The sequence below is a fragment of the Dyella ginsengisoli LA-4 genome, from assembly GCF_000334915.1.
GTDB lineage: Bacteria > Pseudomonadota > Gammaproteobacteria > Xanthomonadales > Rhodanobacteraceae > Dyella_A > Dyella_A ginsengisoli_A.
The window spans coordinates 65,263-83,557 of record NZ_AMSF01000016.1 but is presented as its reverse complement, the minus strand read 5'-3'; the positions used below and the strand labels follow the sequence as shown (position 1 = coordinate 83,557).

General features: G+C 69.2%; 14 protein-coding genes and 2 pseudogenes. 9 read left to right on the top strand and 7 right to left on the bottom strand.

Translation table 11 applies throughout. From position 1 onward, the window contains the following. The first annotated feature begins 15 nt into the window (after positions 1–15). The 3 genes from C693_RS0104580 (at position 16) to C693_RS0104570 (ending at position 2,358) form a co-directional block, all read left to right on the top strand. Positions 16–411 carry a response regulator gene (locus tag C693_RS0104580; protein ID WP_017461078.1) on the top strand — a complete coding sequence of 132 codons (396 nt, stop codon included), beginning with the start codon at positions 16–18 and terminating at the stop codon, positions 409–411. 78 nt (positions 412–489) lie between these two features. Next, positions 490–1,905, top strand: coding sequence for a cryptochrome/photolyase family protein (locus C693_RS0104575; protein ID WP_017461077.1), 1,416 nt, complete (start codon positions 490–492; stop codon positions 1,903–1,905). A gap of 192 nt (positions 1,906–2,097) precedes the next feature. Further along, positions 2,098–2,358, top strand: coding sequence for a hypothetical protein (locus tag C693_RS0104570; RefSeq protein WP_017461076.1), 261 nt, complete (start codon positions 2,098–2,100; stop codon positions 2,356–2,358). Positions 2,359–2,446: 88 nt separating this feature from the next. On the opposite strand, the gene C693_RS0104565 is transcribed toward C693_RS0104570, so the two are convergent. Genes C693_RS0104565 through C693_RS0104555 form a run of 3 tightly spaced genes read right to left on the bottom strand, consistent with a single transcriptional unit; the run spans position 2,447 to position 6,593 of the window. Then, positions 2,447–3,628, bottom strand: a complete 1,182-nt coding sequence (locus C693_RS0104565) for a cation:proton antiporter (RefSeq protein WP_017461075.1) — start codon at positions 3,626–3,628, stop codon at positions 2,447–2,449. Positions 3,629–3,683: 55 nt separating this feature from the next. Beyond that, positions 3,684–5,075, bottom strand: a complete 1,392-nt coding sequence (gene nhaD / locus C693_RS0104560; RefSeq protein ID WP_017461074.1) for a sodium:proton antiporter NhaD — start codon at positions 5,073–5,075, stop codon at positions 3,684–3,686. A gap of 48 nt (positions 5,076–5,123) precedes the next feature. Beyond that, positions 5,124–6,593, bottom strand: coding sequence for an MFS transporter (locus C693_RS0104555; RefSeq protein WP_017461073.1), 1,470 nt, complete (start codon positions 6,591–6,593; stop codon positions 5,124–5,126). A gap of 137 nt (positions 6,594–6,730) precedes the next feature. Between C693_RS0104555 and ligA the strand changes: the two genes are divergently transcribed. The 3 genes and pseudogenes from ligA to epmA form a co-directional block, all read left to right on the top strand. After that, complete coding sequence (gene ligA / locus C693_RS0104550) at positions 6,731–9,115, top strand: NAD-dependent DNA ligase LigA (RefSeq protein ID WP_026107180.1); 2,385 nt, start codon at positions 6,731–6,733, stop codon at positions 9,113–9,115. A gap of 137 nt (positions 9,116–9,252) precedes the next feature. Beyond that, positions 9,253–9,546: pseudogene (locus tag C693_RS23970) on the top strand (endonuclease domain-containing protein); the annotation flags it as partial. A gap of 174 nt (positions 9,547–9,720) precedes the next feature. Continuing rightward, positions 9,721–10,656: pseudogene (epmA, locus tag C693_RS0104545) on the top strand (EF-P lysine aminoacylase EpmA); the annotation flags it as partial. 64 nt (positions 10,657–10,720) lie between these two features. On the opposite strand, the gene C693_RS0104540 reads toward epmA, so the two are convergent. Beyond that, positions 10,721–11,983: a DUF4785 domain-containing protein gene (locus tag C693_RS0104540; protein WP_241762631.1), complete on the bottom strand. Its 1,263-nt coding sequence runs from the start codon at positions 11,981–11,983 to the stop codon at positions 10,721–10,723. Between the two features lie 5 nt (positions 11,984–11,988). Beyond that, positions 11,989–12,837 carry a hypothetical protein gene (locus C693_RS0104535; RefSeq protein WP_017461069.1) on the bottom strand — a complete coding sequence of 283 codons (849 nt, stop codon included), beginning with the start codon at positions 12,835–12,837 and terminating at the stop codon, positions 11,989–11,991. A 302-nt stretch (positions 12,838–13,139) separates the two neighbouring features. Here C693_RS0104535 and C693_RS0104530 point away from each other — a divergent pair, with 302 nt between their 5' ends. Next, positions 13,140–14,456 (top strand): MFS transporter, encoded by a 1,317-nt coding sequence (locus C693_RS0104530; RefSeq protein ID WP_017461068.1) that lies wholly within the window; start codon positions 13,140–13,142, stop codon positions 14,454–14,456. A 90-nt stretch (positions 14,457–14,546) separates the two neighbouring features. Here C693_RS0104530 and C693_RS0104525 read toward each other — a convergent pair whose 3' ends face one another. Together C693_RS0104525 and sbcB are read right to left on the bottom strand one after the other, a co-directional pair. Further along, positions 14,547–15,233 (bottom strand): DUF2461 domain-containing protein, encoded by a 687-nt coding sequence (locus tag C693_RS0104525; protein WP_017461067.1) that lies wholly within the window; start codon positions 15,231–15,233, stop codon positions 14,547–14,549. Between the two features lie 11 nt (positions 15,234–15,244). After that, positions 15,245–16,690, bottom strand: a complete 1,446-nt coding sequence (gene sbcB, locus C693_RS0104520; RefSeq protein ID WP_017461066.1) for an exodeoxyribonuclease I — start codon at positions 16,688–16,690, stop codon at positions 15,245–15,247. A gap of 67 nt (positions 16,691–16,757) precedes the next feature. Between sbcB and orn the strand changes: the two genes are divergently transcribed. Then, a complete protein-coding gene (gene orn / locus C693_RS0104515; protein ID WP_017461065.1) occupies positions 16,758–17,315 on the top strand; it encodes an oligoribonuclease in 558 nt (185 codons plus the stop codon). Positions 17,316–17,323: 8 nt separating this feature from the next. Beyond that, the gene (gene folP, locus C693_RS0104510) at positions 17,324–18,235 is read left to right on the top strand and encodes a dihydropteroate synthase (protein ID WP_017461064.1); all 912 of its coding nucleotides are present in this window, start codon (positions 17,324–17,326) and stop codon (positions 18,233–18,235) included. The last annotated feature ends 60 nt before the right edge of the window (positions 18,236–18,295 follow it).

Genomic DNA, 18,295 nt, shown 5'->3' with positions numbered 1-18,295 from the left:
GCTGAAGGGGGTTGGATGGATACCGGCCGCGCGGTCCTGATCGTCGATGACGATCCGTCGGTGTTGGAGACCATGCGCGTCCTGCTCGAGGGGCGGGCCGGCTTCCACGTGCTCACCGCGCTGGGTGCGCGCGGTGCGCTGCGCCGGCTTCATTCGCTGGAACGCCTGGATGTGCTGGTCGTGGATGTGGACGTATCCGATGACCGTGGAGCGGCGATCTGTCATGAGGCGCTGCAGCGCCATCCGGACGTGGCGCTGGTGGCGATGTCTTCCGATGGTTCGGGGCGGATGGTCTCGCCGGCATCGGCGGCATTCCTGCCCAAGCCGTTCGGCGCCCGCGAGTTGCTGGCGGCAATCGATGAGGCGAACCGCTGTGCGCTGGCGCGTCGCGAGGGTGTCGGTGCAGAGTGAAGTGGAGTGCTTTCGCATCCGCGCGCGGCTTCTGCCCGTAACCTTGGCTCCCAGGTCAGACGAGTCGCCGGTTTCCCCATGTCCCTTGCCATCGTCTGGTTCCGCCGCGACCTGCGGCTGGCCGACAACCCCGCCCTGCACGCAGCCTGCGCCGCCCATGAACGCGTGCTGCCGGTGTACATCCATGCGCCGCAGGAAGAGCGCGACTGGGCACCCGGCGCGGCCAGTCGCTGGTGGCTGCATCATGCACTGGACGCGCTTCGCACATCGCTGCACGGGCATCACGCCGAACTGCATCTGCGTCAGGGTGACAGCGAGCGGGTTCTGGCCGCACTGATCAAGGCGACCGGGGCCGGGGCGGTTTACTGGAACCGGATGTACGAGCCGGCGGCAATCGAGCGGGATACCCGCATCAAGCAGCGGCTGCGTGAGCAGGGCGTGGCCGCGCAAAGCTTCAACGCGGCGCTGTGGCGCGAGCCCTGGCAGGTGGAAACCAGGACCGGTGACCCGTACCGGGTGTTCACGCCGTTCTGGCGCAACCTTCGCACGCTGATCGACGAGTCCGGGCCGCTGCCGGTGCCGCAGCCCCTGCGCGGCGCGACCGCGGAGGGCGGCGCGACGCTGGAGTCGCTGGAGCTGCTTCCCCGGATCCGCTGGGACGCCGGCCTGGCCGGGGCCTGGACCCCGGGCGAGCGCGGGGCGCAGGAGATGCTGGAGCTGTTCGTCGACGACGCAGTGAACGACTACGCCGAGGGCCGCGATATTCCCTCGCGCCACGGCACGTCGCGACTGTCGCCGCACCTGCATTTTGGCGAGATCTCGCCGCGGCAGATCCAGGCCGGACTGCATCGCCTGCTGGCCGGCCGCTCCGGCAAGCGGCCGGACCTGGAGCCATTCCTGCGCGAGCTGGGCTGGCGCGAGTTCGCCCATCACCTGCTGTACCACTTCCCGGCCACGCATACGGCCAACTTCAATCCGAAGTTCGATGGCTTTCCCTGGGCGGCGTCCGACGAGGCGCTGATCGAGCGCTGGCAGCGGGGACGAACCGGCATCCCGCTGGTGGACGCAGGCATGCGCGAGCTGTGGCACACCGGCTGGATGCACAACCGCGTGCGCATGGTGGTGGCCAGCTTCCTGACCAAGAACCTTCGCCAGCACTGGCACCACGGCGCGCGCTGGTTCTGGGACACGCTGGTGGATGCCGATCTGCCGGCCAATTCGCTGGGCTGGCAGTGGGTCGCCGGCTGCGGCGCCGATGCCGCGCCGTATTTCCGCGTGTTCAACCCGGTCAGCCAGTCGCAGAAGTTCGATCCGAAGGGCGAGTACCTGGCGCGCTGGCTGCCCGAACTCGCCGGCGCGGTGCCAGCCCTGCGGCACGAGCCGTGGAAGGATCCGTCGCTGCTGCGGCGGTCCGGCTATCCGGCGCCGATGGTGGATCTTGGCGAGTCGCGGGCCGCGGCGTTGGCGGCTTACGGGGCGCTGAAGGGACGTTGACGTTACCGGCGGGGACCCTCGCGCGATGCTTCATCGGCTTCTGGCGGGGGGCGCCTGGGGCGCGTTTCGTCCCACCTGCGTGACGTTCACCGAACCGGGAACACGCGGCTAACAGGTGACGGTCCACAGTGGACGGTGCTGGCAGGCGCTGCCTGCCACCCGACGATCCGATTGGCGTTCGAGGATTCCTCCATGACGACCCACACCACTCCGCTTGTCCATTCACGTGAGCCGTTGCGTCGCTGGTTCGGTGGCATACGCCGTCTGTTCGAGCGGCCCGCAGTCCCGGGCTCCGGGCCGTCCGACGCGCCCATGAGCCGGCGGCACATGTTGCTCGCGCTGCAGGAGGCGAAAAAGCGGGCCGAGCGTGTCCGCGTGCTGGAGATCCTGCGGCAGTCGAAGCGCGACGCGCGAAAGGGTTGGCGTCTGTTTCACCACGCCGCCGGGAAGTAGCGCCTGTACCTCGACATGGGCGAGCTGCGGCCCCCGCGTGGGCTTGGGTGAAAGTCCACGCAGCCGGCGCAGGCCCCCGTGAGAGCGCTCAGGTTTCCGCGGTCGATCCACGCTTGAGCAGCATCGCCAGCACCGGCGGCGTCACCATCGCGGTGAGCAGCGACATCGCCACGATGATCGCGTAGACGCGCTCGTTGAACACGCCGGCCGCGAGCCCGAGGCTGGCAATCACCACACCGACCTCGCCGCGCGGCACCATGCCGAAGCCGACGATGGTGGCGCTGCGCTTGCCCAGCGCCAGCGCGCCGAGAAAGCCGCCGGCGAGCTTGGAGATGATCGCAATCACGGTGACGATCGCCAGCATCACCAGTGCATCCACGCTGGCCAGCTCGGACAGGTTCACCTTGGCGCCGGTGATCACGAAGAAGAACGGCGTGAGGAAGGACAGCAGCGGCAGGGTCTTGTGCTCCAGGTCCTCGCGCTGGCGCGTTTCCGAGGCGATCATGCCGGCGAGGAAGGCGCCGATGATCGCAGCCAGGCCGAAGCGCGTGGAGAGCCACGCCAACCCCAGGCAGAGCGCCAGCACCAGGGTCAGCGGTGAGTGCGGGCTGATCGGCTTTTCCAGCCAGCCGGAGCCGCGGCGCATCACCTTGGTGCCGCCCCAGCCGATGATCGCCACGAAGCCGACCGCGCCGGCCAGGGTGAGCAGCAGCGACTGCAGGTTGAGCTCGCCGCCGCCCTGCAACGAGGACACCACGCCGAGCAGCAGCATGGCGAGGATGTCGTCGATCACTGCCGCGCCGAGGATCACCCGGCTCTCCACCCGCGACAGCACGCCCAGTTCCTGCAGCACGCGTGCGGTGATGCCGGCCGAGGTGGCGACGAACGCGGCGGCGACGAACAGCGACTTGATCCAGTCGAAGCCCTCGCCATGCGCCCACAATGCGCCGCAGCCGAACGGCAGGATCACGCCGAGCACGCCGACCAGGAAGGCGCTCTTGCCGACCTTCTTCAGGTCGTCGAGCCGGGTCTCCAGGCCGACGGAGAACAGCAGCAGCACCACACCGACCTCGGCCAGCACGTCCAGCGGCGTCCCGGGCATGATCTGGTCCGGGGTGAGCCAGCCCAGCGCGGACGGGCCGACCACGCAGCCGGCGGCGATCTCGCCGACCACACCGGGCAGTTTCAGCCGTTGCGCGATCTCGGCGCCGATCTGCGCGGCGATGAAGATCACGAACAGGGTCAGCAGGATGTCTGCGGCGTGGTGCATGCGTGGGTCTCTCCCTGGAGTCGCCGCCCATCCTACAGGGCGGCGATGACGGCCATCAGCCCTGGAACACGTGCCCAGCCAGCCACAGGTGCAGCGCGATGCTGGCGATGTAGCCGAGCGCAATCGCCCAGGTCCAGCGCAGGTGGCTCATGAAGGTGTACTGGCCGCGCGAGGCCCCCATCAGCGCCACGCCCGCAGCCGAGCCGACCGACAGCAGGCTGCCGCCGACGCCGGCGGTGAGGGTGACCAGCAGCCACTGCGCCTGGTCCATCGGCGGGTTCATCTTGATCACCGCGAACATGATCGGGATGTTGTCCACCACCGCCGAGGTGACACCCATGATCGCGTTGGCCAGGGTGTATCCCAGGTTGCCGTAGAGCTGGTGCGAGGCCAGCTCCAGATAGCCCAGCGCGGCCAGTCCGCCGACGCAGGCGAACACGCCGTAGAAGAACAGCAGGGTGTCCCACTCGGCGTTGGCGATGATGCGGAAGATCGAATAACTCTGGGGCTCCTCGCCCTGGGCCAGCGCGTAGCGGCGCTGGCGGCGATCGATGCGGGTGGCCACCAGGTTGAGAAAGGCCAGGCCGGTGAGCATGCCGTAGGCGGCCGGCATGCCCAGCCACTGGCGGCCGATCACGGTGATCGCGATGGTCAGCGCGAAGGTCAGGCAGATGCCGATGGCCCCGGGCTTGAGGTGACCGCCGCTGCCGGCGCTGTCCGGCTGTCCCTTGGGCAGGGCGAAGGCCATCAGGATCGCCGGCACCAGCCAGTTCACCAGCGACGGGCCGAACAGCCGGAAGAAGTCGAAGAAGCCGCTCTTGCCGGCCTGCCACACCATCAGCGTGGTGATGTCGCCGAACGCGCTCCAGGCACCGCCGGCATTGGCGGCGACCACCAGGTTGATCATCGCCAGGGTGATGAAACGGTGGTTGCCGCCGGCCACGGCGAGGATCACCGCCGACATCACCAGCGCGGTGGTCAGGTTGTCCAGCACCGGCGAGAGGAAGAATGCGATCAGCCCGGTGATCCAGAACAGCGAGCGATAGCCGAAGCCGCGCCGGATCAGCGCGTCGCGCAGCGCCTCGAACACGTTGCGCTCGCCCATCGCGGTGACGTAGGTCATCGCCACGACCAGGAAGAAGAAGATCTCCGCGTACTCGAGGAACATGCCCTCGAAGGCGGTGGCGGCCGGGGTCACGCCCCGGGCCGGGTCGCCGGTGACCCACGCGATCATCCCCCAGATCAGCGCCGCAGCCAGCATCACCGGCTTGGACTTGGCGATGGCCAGGTGCTCTTCGAAGATCACCGCCAGGTAGGCCAGCACGAACAGCATCAGCGCGACCACGCCGACCGGGTGGTCGGTGAGATGGAAATTCACGTCCCGGGTCTCGGCTGCCGCAGCGGGGGTGCTGGCGAGCAGGGCGGCGAGGGCGAGGGTCCAGCGCATGCGGGCGGTCCTTGGCGAATGGATCAGGCCAGGAAGATTACCAGCCCGCTACAGGCCGGCAGCGCCATCGCGGGGAGGCGCGCCCGGATGATCGGGGCGTAGCCGCAGGAAGATCGTCGCGGCCAGTGCGGTGACGGCGGCCAGCACCAGCACGGTGATGTGGAAGGCGGTCACGTAGGCATGCGCGGCATGAGCCTGCCGCCCCACGAACACCTCCATCAGCAGGGTGGAGAAGGCGATGCCGAAGCTGATCGACAGGTACTGGGTGGTCGAGGCCATCGACGAGGCCATCGACGCATGGCGGATGTCCACGTCGGTGTAGGCCAGCGTGTTCATGGTGGTGTACTGCAGGCCGGTGAAGCAGCCGTAGACGTACACCAGCAGGGCGATCAGCCAGGTCGGCGTGGCTCCATCCACCTGGGAGAACACCGCCAGCATCACCGCCACGGCCGTGGTGTTGGCCAGCAGCAGCCGGCGGTAGCCCAGTCGCAGCAGCAGCCGGTTCACCACCCACTTGGAGCTGATCGAGCCGAGTGCCTGCGGCACCATCATCAGGCCGGCGAGGGTGGGCGACCAACCGCAGCCGACCTGCAGGAACAGCACCAGCAGCAGGAACATGCCGCCGATGCCGAGCCGGGTGAACAGGTTGCCGACCAGCGCCACCGAGAGGCTGCGCACCCGCAACAGGCTGAGGTCGGCCACCGGGTACTCGGTGCGCCGGCTGTGCCACACGTACGTGGCGCCCAGCAGCACGGCGAGCGCAATACATGCTGCCACCAGCAGCCAGTGGTGGATCTGCGCGCCGGCCTGCTCGGAGGCGGTGAGCAGCAGGGCCGAGGCCGCCGCGAACAGCAGGAAACCCGCCGTGTCGAACCGTCGTGCCTGCTCCAGCCGGTATTCGGGCATGTCTCGCTGGTTCATCCACAGCCCGGCCAGGCCGACCGGTACGTTGATGAGGAAGATCAGCCGCCAGCTGGTGAATTCCACCAGCAGGCCGCCGAGCAGCGGGCCCAGCACCGAGCCGAGCAGGCCGAAGGTGGCCACCGTGCTCATGGCCGGTACGTACTCGCGCTTGTCGATGCTTCGCACCAGCACGTAGCGCCCCACCGGCATCAACGAGGCGCCGCCGATGCCCTGGATCACGCGGGCGAAGACCAGCTCGGGCAGGGTCTGTGAGACACCGCAGAGCAGGGAGCCGATGCCGAACACGGCGATCGCGGCGGCGAACACGCGGCGCGTGCCGAAGCGGTCACACAGCCACGGGCTGGCGGGGATCAGCACGGCCAGGGTCAGCACGTAGCTGGTCAGCGCCGTGCGCATGCCCAGTGGCGTCACGCCCAGCGCTCCGGCCATGGCCGGCACCGCGGTGTTGACGATGGTGGAATCCAGCGCCTGCATGAAGAAGGCGGCTGCAACCAGCCACAGCAGCCCGCGATAGCGGACACGCGACGATTCCGCAGCGGTGGCGGCAAGTGCGTCGGTCAGGGGGGCCGCGGACGTGGCGGGAGGCGGGGACATCGCCGGAATTATAGCTGCTATGGCAGGTATCCGATGTGCGCGAGCGGGCGTCGGGCGACGATGGCTTCATGTCGCGGTCAGCTGCCAACGGCGGGTTCGCTACACTGCGCGCCTGCCTCGACACGCCAAGCTTCCGCATGACCGTTCCCCACGACATCGCCGCCCGTGCCGCCGCCCTGCGCGACCAGATCGAGCAGGCAAATTACCAGTACCACGTGCTGGACGACCCGACGATCCCCGACGCCGAGTACGACCGCCTGATGCGGGAACTGGAGGCACTGGAAGCGCAGTACCCGGCGCTGGCCACGCCGGACTCGCCCACGCGCAAGGTCGGGGGCCGTGCTACCGGCGGCTTTGCGGAGGTGCGCCACGCCATCCCGATGCTGTCGCTGGGCAACGCCTTCAGCGAAGAAGGCGAGAACGACCGCGAGCGCTTCCATGAAGTGGCCGAGTTCGAGCGGCGCATCGAGCAGACGCTGGACCGCCGCGACCCGGTGTTTTCGGTGGAGCCGAAGCTGGACGGCCTGGCGATCAGCCTGCGCTACGAGCACGGCGTGTTCGTGCAGGGCGCGACCCGCGGCGACGGCGAGACCGGCGAGGACGTCACCGCCAACCTGCGCACCGTACGAGCCATCCCGCTGCGTCTGCGCGGCACGGACTGGCCCGAGGTGCTGGAGGTGCGCGGCGAGGTGATCATGCTGCGCAGGGATTTCGAGGCCTTCAACGAGCACGCCCGCACGCACGGCGAAAAGACCCTGGCCAACCCGCGTAACGGCGCGGCCGGTTCGCTGCGCCAACTCGATCCGGCGATCACGCAGAAGCGGCGGCTGAGCTTCTTCGCCTATGCCGTCGGCGTGGTCGAGGGCGGCGAGCTGCCGCCGACCCACTCGCAGACGCTGCAGAAGCTGCGCGACTGGGGCTTCCCGGTGTCGCCGGAAGTGTCCACCGCCACCGGCTTCGACGGCTTGATCCGGTACTACCGCGCGATCGGCGCCAAGCGCGATGCGCTGCCCTACGACATCGACGGCGTGGTCTACAAGCTCGACGACTACGACGGCCAGCGCACCATGGGCTTCGTCTCGCGCGCCCCGCGCTGGGCGATCGCGCACAAGTTCCCGGCGCAGGAGCAGATGACCCGGGTCGAGGCGATCGAGATCCAGATCGGCCGCACCGGCGCGGCCACCCCGGTGGCCCGGCTGGCGCCGGTGCAGGTGGCCGGCGTCACGGTGACCAACGCCACGCTGCACAACGCCGACCAGGTGGCGCGGCTCGACGTGCGGGTGGGCGACACGGTGATCGTGCGCCGCGCCGGCGACGTGATTCCCGAAGTGGTCCGCGTGGTCGAGGAGCATCGTCCGGCGCATACCCATCCCTGGCACATGCCGACGCGTTGTCCGGTGTGCGATTCGGCGCTGGTTCGCGAAGAGGGTGCCGCGGCGTACCGCTGCTCCGGCGGGCTGTTCTGCGCGGCGCAGCGCAAGGAGGCACTGATCCATTTCGCCGCGCGGCGCGCGATGGACATCGACGGCCTGGGCGAGCGCTACGTGGACGCGCTGGTCGAGTTCGACATGGTCAAGACCCCGGCCGACCTTTACGCGCTCACGGTGGATGATTTCGTCGACATGAAGCGCCGTGCCGACGAGCGCGACGGCACCGTGCCGGAGACAGTGAGGCAGGGCAGGATCGCCACCAAGTGGGCGGAGAACCTGGTCGAGGCGATCGACGCCAGCCGCAGCACTACGCTGGCGCGCTTCCTGTTCGCGCTCGGCATCATGCACATTGGCGAGAGCACGGCGAAGACGCTGGCGGCCTGGCTGGGGCGGCTGGAGTTCGTGCGCAGCATGCCGGCCCCGGTGCTGCGGGTGCTGCCGGACATCGGCGAGGAGGTAGCCGGTTCCATCGCCGCGTTCTTCGCGCAGGCCGGCAACCAGCAGGTGGTCGATGCGCTGCTGGCCGCCGGCGTGCATTTCACCGACGAGGGCGACCCCTCGCCGAAGCTGCGCGAGCGCCTGGACCTTGGCGTGCTGCTGGACATGGCCAACGTGTCCAAGCTCGGGCCGAAGAGCACGAAGCTGCTGGCTGCGCAGTACGCCACGCTGGCTGCGCTGGAGCAGGCCGGCCCGGCGCACTGGATCGTCGCCGGCATACCGCAGGCTGCGGCGATCAACCTGGAGGCGATGCTGGCCGATCGTCACCGTCGGCACATGATCGTCGAGGCCGAACAGGCGATGACCCGGCTGCTGGCCGCGCTGCCGGCAAAGGCCGCCGTCGAGGCCTCGCCGCTGGAGGGCCAGACCATCGTGCTCACCGGCACGCTGCAATCGCTGAGTCGCGACGAGGCCAAGGATCGTCTCGAAGCGCTGGGAGCCAAGGTGTCCGGCTCGGTGTCGAAGAAGACCAGCTTCGTGGTGGCGGGCGAAGCGGCCGGCTCCAAGCTGGACAAGGCCAACGAGCTGGGCGTGGCGGTGTGGGACGAATCCCAACTGCTTGCGCTGCTGGCCGAGCATGGGGTTGCGCCGTGAGTGAGAAGCGCCCCCTCACCCCAGCCCTGTCCCCCGGCTGCGCCACGGGAGAGGGGGGCAGTGCTTGCGAGCTCTTCGCCCCCTGTTCCCCGGTACAGCCGGGGGACAGGGCTGGGGAGAGGGGGGCTCTTTGATCCATGGAACGCGCCAAGACTCTCCGCCGCAACCAGACTGATGCCGAGCGCAAGCTCTGGACTCGCCTGCGCGCCGCCCAGCTCTGCGCGAAGTTCCGTCGCCAGCATCCGGTGGGTGGCTACTACGCGGACTTCTGCTGCGTCGAGCACTCGCTCATCGTGGAACTGGACGGGAGCCAGCACGATGAGCCTTCCGACGCAAAGCGCACTGCTGACCTGGAGCAGGCAGGCTTTCGCGTGCTGCGGTTCTGGAATGACGACGTGTTGCTGCGGACCGACGACGTGCTTGAGGAGATCGTGAAGGCGCTGAAGCAGGAGCGGCCCCCTCACCCCAGCCCTCTCCCCCGGCGCCGCCGGGGGAGAGGGAGTTTGAGCGGGCGAGCTTTTGGCCCCCTCTCCCCCGGCACAGCCGGGGGAGAGGGCTGGGGTGAGGGGGCATCTTTCACTCTTTCAGCTCACAAACCCCACGTCGCCCTCCACCTGCGCGCCGCCGTCTACCGCCTCATCCGCCTGTTCTTCGACACCCGCGGTGTGCTGGAGGTCGAAACGCCCATCCTTTCGGCCGCAGGCAACACCGATCCGAACATCGAGAGCTTCGTCACCCGCTTCACCGGGCACGTCGACGCCGGGGCGCCGCAGCGCTGGATGCGCACCTCGCCGGAGTTTCCGCTCAAGCGTCTGCTGGCTGCGGGCGTCGGCGACTGCTACGAGCTGGGCAGGGTGTTCCGCAACGGCGAGGCCGGCGGCCGGCACAACCCCGAATTCACCATGCTCGAGTGGTACCGCATCGGCTGGGACCACCATCGGCTGATGGAGGAGACCATCGAGCTGGTGCAGCAGGCCCTGGCCCTGGTGGGGCGACGGGCCGAGGTGGTGATCAGCGGCTATCGGCAGCTGTTCCTCGACGAGCTGGGCATCGATCCGCTGCACGATCCGCTCGAGGCGTTGCAGGTGCCGCTGCGCGAGTCCGGCATCGATCCGGAAGGCCTGGAGCGCGACGACTGGCTGGATCTGCTGATCACCCACAAGCTGCAGCCGGCGTTTCCGTCCGATCGCATCACGGTGATCCACGACTATCCGGCCAGCCAGTGCGCGCTGGCGCGCGTGCGTGACGGCGATCCGCCGCTGGCCGAGCGCTTCGAACTGTATCTGGGTCGTTACGAACTGGCCAACGGCTATCACGAACTGAACGACGCGTCCGAACAGGCCGCGCGATTCGCGCGCGACAACGAACGGCGCCGAGCCCGTGGCCTGCCCGAGGTGCCGATCGACCACCGCCTGCTCGCCGTGCTCGACGCGATGCCGGACTGCGCCGGCGTGGCGTTGGGCATCGAGCGGCTGCTGATGTGCCTGGCCGGCAGCGATGCCATCGCCGATGTGCTGGCGTTTCCGTTCGCCGAAGCCTGAAGGGCCTGGATGCTTCCGGTTCACCGCGGCGGAGAAGCTCTCCGCCGCGGTGATGGGCACTCACTTACGGGCGGTCAAACCGCAGCGCCAGCGCGCGACGCTCGACCAGGCTGATCGCCGGCTGGTCCTGCAGGCGCAGGTCGCGCAGTTCGTACGGCGCGCCGATGCCCGCGATGCTCGACGGGTCGAAGCGCAGCACGAGCCGGCGTTCGCCGGGCTTCAGCCAGGCGGCCGACTGGGCGAACGCGCCCGGCACCAGACGGCCCTGCGCGTCGCGTCCGTAGAGCACGCCGGACACCGCGAAGCGGCTGGCACTGTCCACCGTGACGCCGAGCGCGACGTCGATGCCGTGGCGGCCGGCGCGGCGGGTGTCGGCCGTGCCGTCGAGCTTCGCGTCCGGCGTGGCCACGGCGAATACGCTGGTGGTGTCGCGCCGCACTGCGTGGCCCTGGCCATCGTCGCCGATGGTGAAACTGTGCAGCTCCCACAGGCCGGGCGTACGGCTTGGCTGCACCGGTGCCACGTCGGTGCTGAAGCTGCCGTCCGCATTGGCATGGTAGTCGAGCAGGGTGGTGCTGCCGTCCGGAGCGCGCAGGAAGCCGCCGACCGCCTGCAGCGGCCGCTGGCGGTCGCCGTCCTTCATCGCCACATCCAGGTGCAGGCGCTGGCCCAGCAGCAGGTCGTCGCGGTCGGCCCTGGCGGTCACCGTGAACGGGCTCTTCGGCTCGAACACGTGCACCACGTAGCGACCGCTGGCGTTCGGCGCCTGCAGCGTGACCGGGCCGGCGCCCAGTCCGGGACGCAACTGCATCACCAGCGAGGCGTCCGGCACGGCCATGCCGGCCGCGCGCAACGAGGCCACGTCGCCGACCGTGCTGGCCGCGCGGTCGCCGGCGAGAGTCTGGCCGTTCATGCGGAAGGTCACCGCGCTGGCATCGAGCCGCCCGCCCTTGGGATCGCTGGGGCTGATCCGGATCACCGCTCCGGGAGCGGACAACGGCAGCTCCACGCCGCGTTGCATTTCGGTGGCCGATACGTCGGTCCAGTACTCGCGACTGGTGCGGGCGAACGGTTGCGGCACCGGATTCACCGGGGCGTCGGCGGGCAGCGCCCAGCTCACGCTGACCGGCCGGTGCTCGGCGTGCGGGCGGGGGATGTCCACGCCGGCGAGGGTCGCTGCCGTGGCGGGCATCGGTGCGGGCGCTGCCTGCAGGGCGACCGGCACCATGTCGGTCGGCGTCGCGGGCAGCAGGGCGTGCGTGCCGGCAAAGGCGGAGGTGGCAAAGAGGCCGGCGAGGACGCCGGCGGCAAGGATCCGTCGGTTCATCGCGATCACCCCTTCAGGTCGTTGGCGAGGATGGAAGGCAGGCCGAAGCAGGCGCGCCGGCTCTGGTTGTGGTTCAGCACCTGGCCGCCGCTGGTGCGGGTCTTGTCCTTGAACCAGAGCGTGCCCGCGGCCTGCGCGCTGGAGCACTCGATGAAGCCGTCCGAGCAGCTGCTCAGCCAGTTCTGGGTGATCTCCAGTCCCACGCTCTGCGTATAGCCGCCGCAGTAGGCCTGGCTGGACCACACGGCAGACACCACGTCGGTGCCGACCACGTCGCGGAACGGCACCGGCAGGGCGGGGCGGCCGGAGGTGCCCAGCAGATACTGCTGGTTGTAGACGGCCATCCAGCCGACCTGCTGCTGGCGTACCGCGTCGGTCTTGTAGCCGAGCAGCCAGCCCAGCGCGCTCTCGAACACGTTGCCGGCGATCACCGCGTCGGCCAGCGGCGTGCCCGCGCTGGACGGTGCGATCGCATCCACCTTGACGACGCGCTGGATGATCGCCGGATAGCGCGCGTCGTAGGTCGGGTTGGACAGGATCCAGCGCATCACGTTGCCGCCGTTGGAGTGCGTGATCACGATCAGGCGGTCGATGTTGCGGTTCTGGATGAAGCTGGTGAGCTGGCCGGCGAGGCAGCCGGCCGCGCGGTCGTCCCACATGTACTGGTCGAAATCGCAGTTCACCACCAGCAGGTTGTTCGGATCGGCCAATCCCTTGCGGATGCCCTCGACCATGTCCGACTGCCAGTAATTGTTGTAGGCATCGGTCTGCTTCCCCGTGCCGTGCACCAGCGCCACTCCGGTGGCAGCCTGCACCCCCGCGCTGGCCAGCGCCAGCGCCCCCATCAGCATCATGCGTTTCACATTGTCTCTCCCTTGCGAAGCGGCCTTGGCGGCCGCGCGTGGGATCGCCTGCGGACGCAGGCACGGGCGAGACAGACCATCCGTGGCTTGCGGCAGGTCGACCATGGCATGTGGCGCCTCCCCCGAGGGCACCGACTGCCGCCGCGATCACCCCTGACCATGCGGCAGCGAATGGAGGCTAGCAGTGGGATATGACCGCGGTCTTGACGCACAGCGGCAGAAAGGTGCGGCGCGTCACACGCCGGCGCTTCGGGTAAGGTGTCGCGCCTGTTCCGACGCGAGTTCCGCTCCGCATGCGCAGTCCCGTTGCCGCTGGCCCCACGCCTGCCGCCGACCGCCTCGGCCGGTCCGACATCAAGACCCTGGCCCTGGCCGCGCTGGGGGGAGCGCTGGAGTTCTACGACTTCGTGGTGTTCGTGTTCCTCGCGCTGCCGCTGAGCGAGCTGTTCTTCCCACAGGGCACGTCGCCGTGGCTGGCGCAGCTGCAGGTGTACGGCATTTTCGCCGCCGGCTACCTGGCACGACCGCTGGGCGGCATCGTGATAGCTCACTACGGCGACCTGCTGGGGTGCAAGCGGATGTTCGCGCTCAGCGTGTTCCTGATGGCCCTGCCAACTCTGCTGATCGGCCTGCTGCCGGTGTACGCGCAGATCGGCCTGCTGGCACCGGTGCTGCTGCTCGTGCTGCGCGTCTTGCAGGGCATCGCGGTGGGCGGCGAGGTGCCGGGCGCCTGGGTGTTCGTCGCCGAGCACGTGCCGCCCTCGCGGGTCGGCTTTGCCTGCGCCAGCCTGACCTCGGGGCTGACCGTGGGGATCCTGATCGGCTCGCTGCTGACCGCGGCGATCAACCAGCGGCTGGGCCACGCCGAACTGATGGCCTGGGGCTGGCGGCTGCCGTTCCTGCTCGGCGGCGTGTTCGGTTTCGTCGCGGTGTGGCTGCGGCGCTGGCTGCGCGAGACACCGGTGTTCGAGGCGATGCAGGCGCGACGGGCGCTGGCCGACGGGCTGCCGCTGAAGCGCGTGCTGCGCGGACACCCCGGTGCGGTGCTGCGCTCGATGGCGGTGACCTGGACGCTCACCGCGGCGATCGTGGTGGTGATCCTGATGACCCCGACGCTGGTGCAGACCGTGTTCCATCGACCAGCCGCGGAGGCGTTCCTCGGCAACAGCGTCGCGTCGGCGATGCTGGCGGCCGGTTGCCTGGTCTACGGCGTGCTGGCCGACCGGTTCGGCGTGGCGCGGACGCTGGGCGGCGGGGCGGTGGTGCTGGCGCTCGCCGCCCTGGGCCTGTATGCGGACCTGGACCATGGTGCGACGCATTTCCTGCCGCTGTATGCGCTGGCCGGGTTCTGCGTGGGCGTGGTCGGGGTGGTGCCCACGGTGATGGTGCAGGCCTTCCCGCCGGCGGTGCGTTTCAGCGGCCTGTCGTTCTCCTACAACGTGGCGTACGCCGTGTTCGGCGGCATCACGCCGCCGCTGATCAGTGCGCTGCTGAAGGGCCTCGGTCCACTGGCGCCGGCGTATTACGTGGCGCTGGCCGCGCTGGCGGCAATGGGAGTTGCCATGGGGCTGCGGTCGGGCCGCCGCACCGCGGGAAAGCGTCGGGGCTGAAGCCCCTCCCACAAACCGCCACCTCGCCCCTGTAGGAGCGACTTCAGTCGCGATGCTCTTCGGCTAGGCGGCCGTATTTTTCGCGCTTACCTAGAAGTCCAATTCCTGCGCCGCACACAGATAGTCGTTCAGCGGCGCGAGATGGCGATAGATGTCCACCAGCGTGGGCAGCAATTGCGGCGAACAGGCCAGCGCCTCGTCGAAGCCCTGGCCGGCGGCGAAATCCTTGCGCTTGAGGTCGTCGATCAGCTCGTGGGCCGGATCGAAGCCGCGCGGCGGGCGGGTCAGCGACTCGCCCCAGAACTCGAAGCGGTCCCGGAACGCCTTGCTCCGGGTGGCCTTCTTCCACGCGGCGGGGTTGTCGGCGATGAAGGCGCGGATGCGCTTGAGGTCGTCCGGCTCGGGGTGCCACATGCCGCCGCCGGCGAAGCAGTCGCCCGGCTGGATGTGCACGTAGAACGAGGGCGCGGCGATCTGGTGCCGTCGCTCGTGGAAGAACCGCGCGCCCTGCCAGGGCTTGTAGGGCAGCTTGTTGTTCGAGAAGCGCGTGTCGCGGTGGATGCGGAACAGCGAGCCGCCGTTCTTGCGGGCGTCGGCGCGGTAGTGCGGGCTGATCTTCGTCAGCGGCGCCTGCATGTCGGCGATCAGGGCGAGGAAAGGCTCGCGTACGTGCTGCTCGTAGTCCTTCTTGTGGTCGAGGAACCACTCGCGGCTGTTGTTGCGGTCCAGGGCCTTGAGGAAGCGGAAGGTCGCGGGCGAAAAGTAGGTGGTGGGCATCGGCGGATCGGTCAGGCGAGCGGTTGGAGTTCGGCGGCGAGCTGGCGGCCCCAGGCTTCGAGCTGGTCGAGCAGGGGACGTCGCTCCGCCAGCGCGGGATCGTGCCGCATCTGCTCGAGGCGGGTGAAGTAGTCGTCCAGGGTGAGGCCGGTCAGCGGGGTGTGACGGGTCAGCCGGTCGCGCCGGAAGGCTTGCCACCGGTCCTGCTCCTCCACGTTGAGCGTCTGCGGCCAGTTGCGCGCGCGATAGCGGAACAGCAGCTCGGTGTAGCGCGGGTCGCGGAAGGTGATTCCGGCCGTGGCCAGCGCCTCGGCTGGCGTGCCACGCACGTCGGTGAGTCGTCGCTTGTCCGCGTCCGGCAGGAAGCCGTCGTACAGCGCCAGCTCCGGATCCTCCGCCGGCGGCATCGCTGCCGCCTGCTTGAACAGGCGCTGCACCTTGTCACGCAGTCCGGTGGCGTCGCGCAGGGTGACTGCGTGGCCGAGGCAGCGATCGACGTCGAGCTGCAGGCGATCCAGGTCCGCGCCCTTGAGCACCGACAGCGGTGCCAGTGCCGGCGCGCGGTTGGCGCGCACGGTGCGCAGCGCGATGCGCTCGACGCCCTCGGGCAGGTCGGCGCGGGCGGTGAACACGCGATCGGCGATGTCCTCCACGTCCAGCGCGATCAGCTCTTCGGGATCGTGGCGCAGGTCGTAGACGATCACCTCGCCCGGACGGGCCGGGTGCAATGCCAGCGGGGCGATCAGGGTCAGGCAGTGCTGGCTGGCCGGGTAGCGCGAGGACACGTGAACCAGCGGCGTCATGCCGGCCACGTCGAGCAGTTCGAACACGCGCTGCTTGCGGCGCAGGGCGAAGTGCCAGTCCCACAGCCTGGGTTGCCGCACGCGGATGAGGCGGGCCAGGTCGATCAGCGCGTGCACGTCCGACAGCGCGTCGTGCGCCCGTTCCTGCTGCAGGTGGTTGGCCTGGGCCAGGTGTTCCAGCTTGAAGCTGGGCGATCCGTCCTCGCGGGTCGGCCAAGCGATGCCTTCCGGACGCAGTGCCTCGCACATGCGCACCAGGTCGATCAGGTCCCAGCGCGAATTGCCGTTTTCCCACTCGCGGCCGTAGGGATCGTAGAAGTTGCGGTACAGCAGCTGCCGCGTGACCTCGTCGTCGAAGCGCAGCGAGTTGTAGCCCACGCCGCAGGTGCCCGGTTCGGCCAGCTGCTCGTGCACGCGGGCGGCGAATTCGGCCTCGATCACGCCCTCGCGCTCGGCCTGCTGCGGCGTGATGCCGGTGATCAGGCAGGCCTCGGGGTGGGGCAGGGCATCGCTGGGCGGTTTGCCGAAGAACATCACCGGCTCGCCGACGATTTCCAGTTCCATGGTGGTGCGGATGCCGGCGAACTGCACCGGCCGGTCCCGCCGGCTGTCCGCGCCGAAGGTTTCGTAGTCATGCCAGAAGAAGGTCTGCATCCGGAGATCATCGCATGGGGCGGCGTGTGGCATGCCTGCTGCTAGAATCCGCAGCCCGGGAGGGCACATGAGCCAAGACAACGACAACCTGATCTGGATCGATCTGGAAATGACCGGCCTCGACACGGATGCCGACTCCATCCTGGAGATCGCCACCGTCGTCACCGACAAGGATCTCAACATCCTCGCCGAAGGGCCGGTGTTCGCCATCCGCCACGAGCTCGATCGGCTCGAAGCGATGGACAGCTGGAACCGCAACCAGCACAGCCGCTCCGGACTCTGGCAGCAGGTGCTCGAATCCAACGCCGACCACGCCAAGGCCGAACAGGCGACGGTGGAATTCCTCAAGGCCTGGGTGCCGGCCGGCAAGTCGCCGATGTGCGGCAACTCGATCTGCCAGGATCGCCGCTTCCTGCACCGCCAGATGCCGCAGCTGGAGCGCTACTTCCACTACCGCAACCTCGACGTGTCCACGCTCAAGGAGCTGGCCCGGCGCTGGGCGCCGTCCGTGGGCAAGGGGTTCAGCAAGGACTCGGCGCACACCGCGCTGTCGGACATCCGCGACTCCATCGACGAGCTGCGCTACTACCGCCAGCACATGGGCGCGCTGGGCGGCGCGGGCTGAAGCCGGCCATGTCCGCCGCCGACCTGTTCGCCACCGTGCTCGACTGCAGCGGCCGTCCGCTCACGCTGGACCGGCCGCGCGTGGTCGGCATCCTCAACGTCACGCCCGATTCGTTTTCCGACGGCGGCCTCTACGCCAATCTCGATGCCGCCGTGGCGCACGGCCTGGCGATGGTGGCGCAGGGCGCCGACATGCTCGATGTCGGCGGCGAATCGACCCGGCCGGGTGCGGCCGACGTGTCGGAGCAGGACGAACTGGCGCGCGTGTTGCCGGTGATCGAGGCGCTGGCTGCGCGCACCGACAAGCCGATCTCGATCGACACTTCCAAGCCTGCGGTGATGCGTGCCGCGGTAGCCGCCGGCGCCGGCATGATCAACGATGTGTATGCGCTGCGCCGCGAGGGGGCACTCGATGCCGCCTCCGCGCTGGGCGTGCCGGTGTGCATCATGCACATGCAGGGCGAGCCGCGCGGCATGCAGGACGATCCCCATTACGACGACGTGGTCGGCGAGGTGCACCGCTTCCTCGCCGATCGCCTGTTCGCCTGCGAACTGTCGGGCATCGACAAGCGCAAGGTACTGGTCGATCCGGGCTTCGGCTTCGGCAAGACGCTGGAACACAACCTCGAGCTGCTGCGCGACCTGCAGCGCTTCACCGACCTGGGCAGCGGCGTGTACGCCGGGCTCTCGCGCAAGTCGATGATCGGCACGATCACCGGGCGCACCGCACCGGCGGACCGCGCTGCCGGTTCGGTCGCCGCGGCGCTCATCGCCGTGCAGCAGGGCGCAAAGCTGGTGCGCGTGCACGACGTGCAGGCCACCGTCGATGCGCTGGCGGTATGGCACGCCGTGGATGCGAACCGCCCGGCGCGGCGCAGGGAGCCGGCCCCGTCGATGCCGCGCTGGCCGGACGACGAGTGATCTTCCCCCACCGCCGGGCGATGACGGCCCGACATCACTTCCAGGCTTCAAGGACATCTG

Excerpts from the sequence above, each read along its gene's own strand:
- folP (WP_017461064.1), top strand. The coding sequence starts at position 17,324 with ATGTCCGCCGCCGACCTGTTCGCCACCGTGCTCGACTGCAGCGGCCGT.
- C693_RS0104535 (WP_017461069.1), bottom strand. The coding sequence starts at position 12,837 with ATGATGCTGATGGGGGCGCTGGCGCTGGCCAGCGCGGGGGTGCAGGCT.
- orn (WP_017461065.1), top strand. The coding sequence starts at position 16,758 with ATGAGCCAAGACAACGACAACCTGATCTGGATCGATCTGGAAATGACC.
- C693_RS0104555 (WP_017461073.1), bottom strand. The coding sequence starts at position 6,593 with ATGTCCCCGCCTCCCGCCACGTCCGCGGCCCCCCTGACCGACGCACTT.
- ligA (WP_026107180.1), top strand. The coding sequence starts at position 6,731 with ATGACCGTTCCCCACGACATCGCCGCCCGTGCCGCCGCCCTGCGCGAC.
- nhaD (WP_017461074.1), bottom strand. The coding sequence starts at position 5,075 with ATGCGCTGGACCCTCGCCCTCGCCGCCCTGCTCGCCAGCACCCCCGCT.
- C693_RS0104580 (WP_017461078.1), top strand. The coding sequence starts at position 16 with ATGGATACCGGCCGCGCGGTCCTGATCGTCGATGACGATCCGTCGGTG.
- C693_RS0104570 (WP_017461076.1), top strand. The coding sequence starts at position 2,098 with ATGACGACCCACACCACTCCGCTTGTCCATTCACGTGAGCCGTTGCGT.
- C693_RS0104565 (WP_017461075.1), bottom strand. The coding sequence starts at position 3,628 with ATGCACCACGCCGCAGACATCCTGCTGACCCTGTTCGTGATCTTCATC.
- C693_RS0104540 (WP_241762631.1), bottom strand. The coding sequence starts at position 11,983 with ATGAACCGACGGATCCTTGCCGCCGGCGTCCTCGCCGGCCTCTTTGCC.
- C693_RS0104530 (WP_017461068.1), top strand. The coding sequence starts at position 13,140 with ATGCGCAGTCCCGTTGCCGCTGGCCCCACGCCTGCCGCCGACCGCCTC.
- C693_RS0104525 (WP_017461067.1), bottom strand. The coding sequence starts at position 15,233 with ATGCCCACCACCTACTTTTCGCCCGCGACCTTCCGCTTCCTCAAGGCC.
- sbcB (WP_017461066.1), bottom strand. The coding sequence starts at position 16,690 with ATGCAGACCTTCTTCTGGCATGACTACGAAACCTTCGGCGCGGACAGC.
- C693_RS0104575 (WP_017461077.1), top strand. The coding sequence starts at position 490 with ATGTCCCTTGCCATCGTCTGGTTCCGCCGCGACCTGCGGCTGGCCGAC.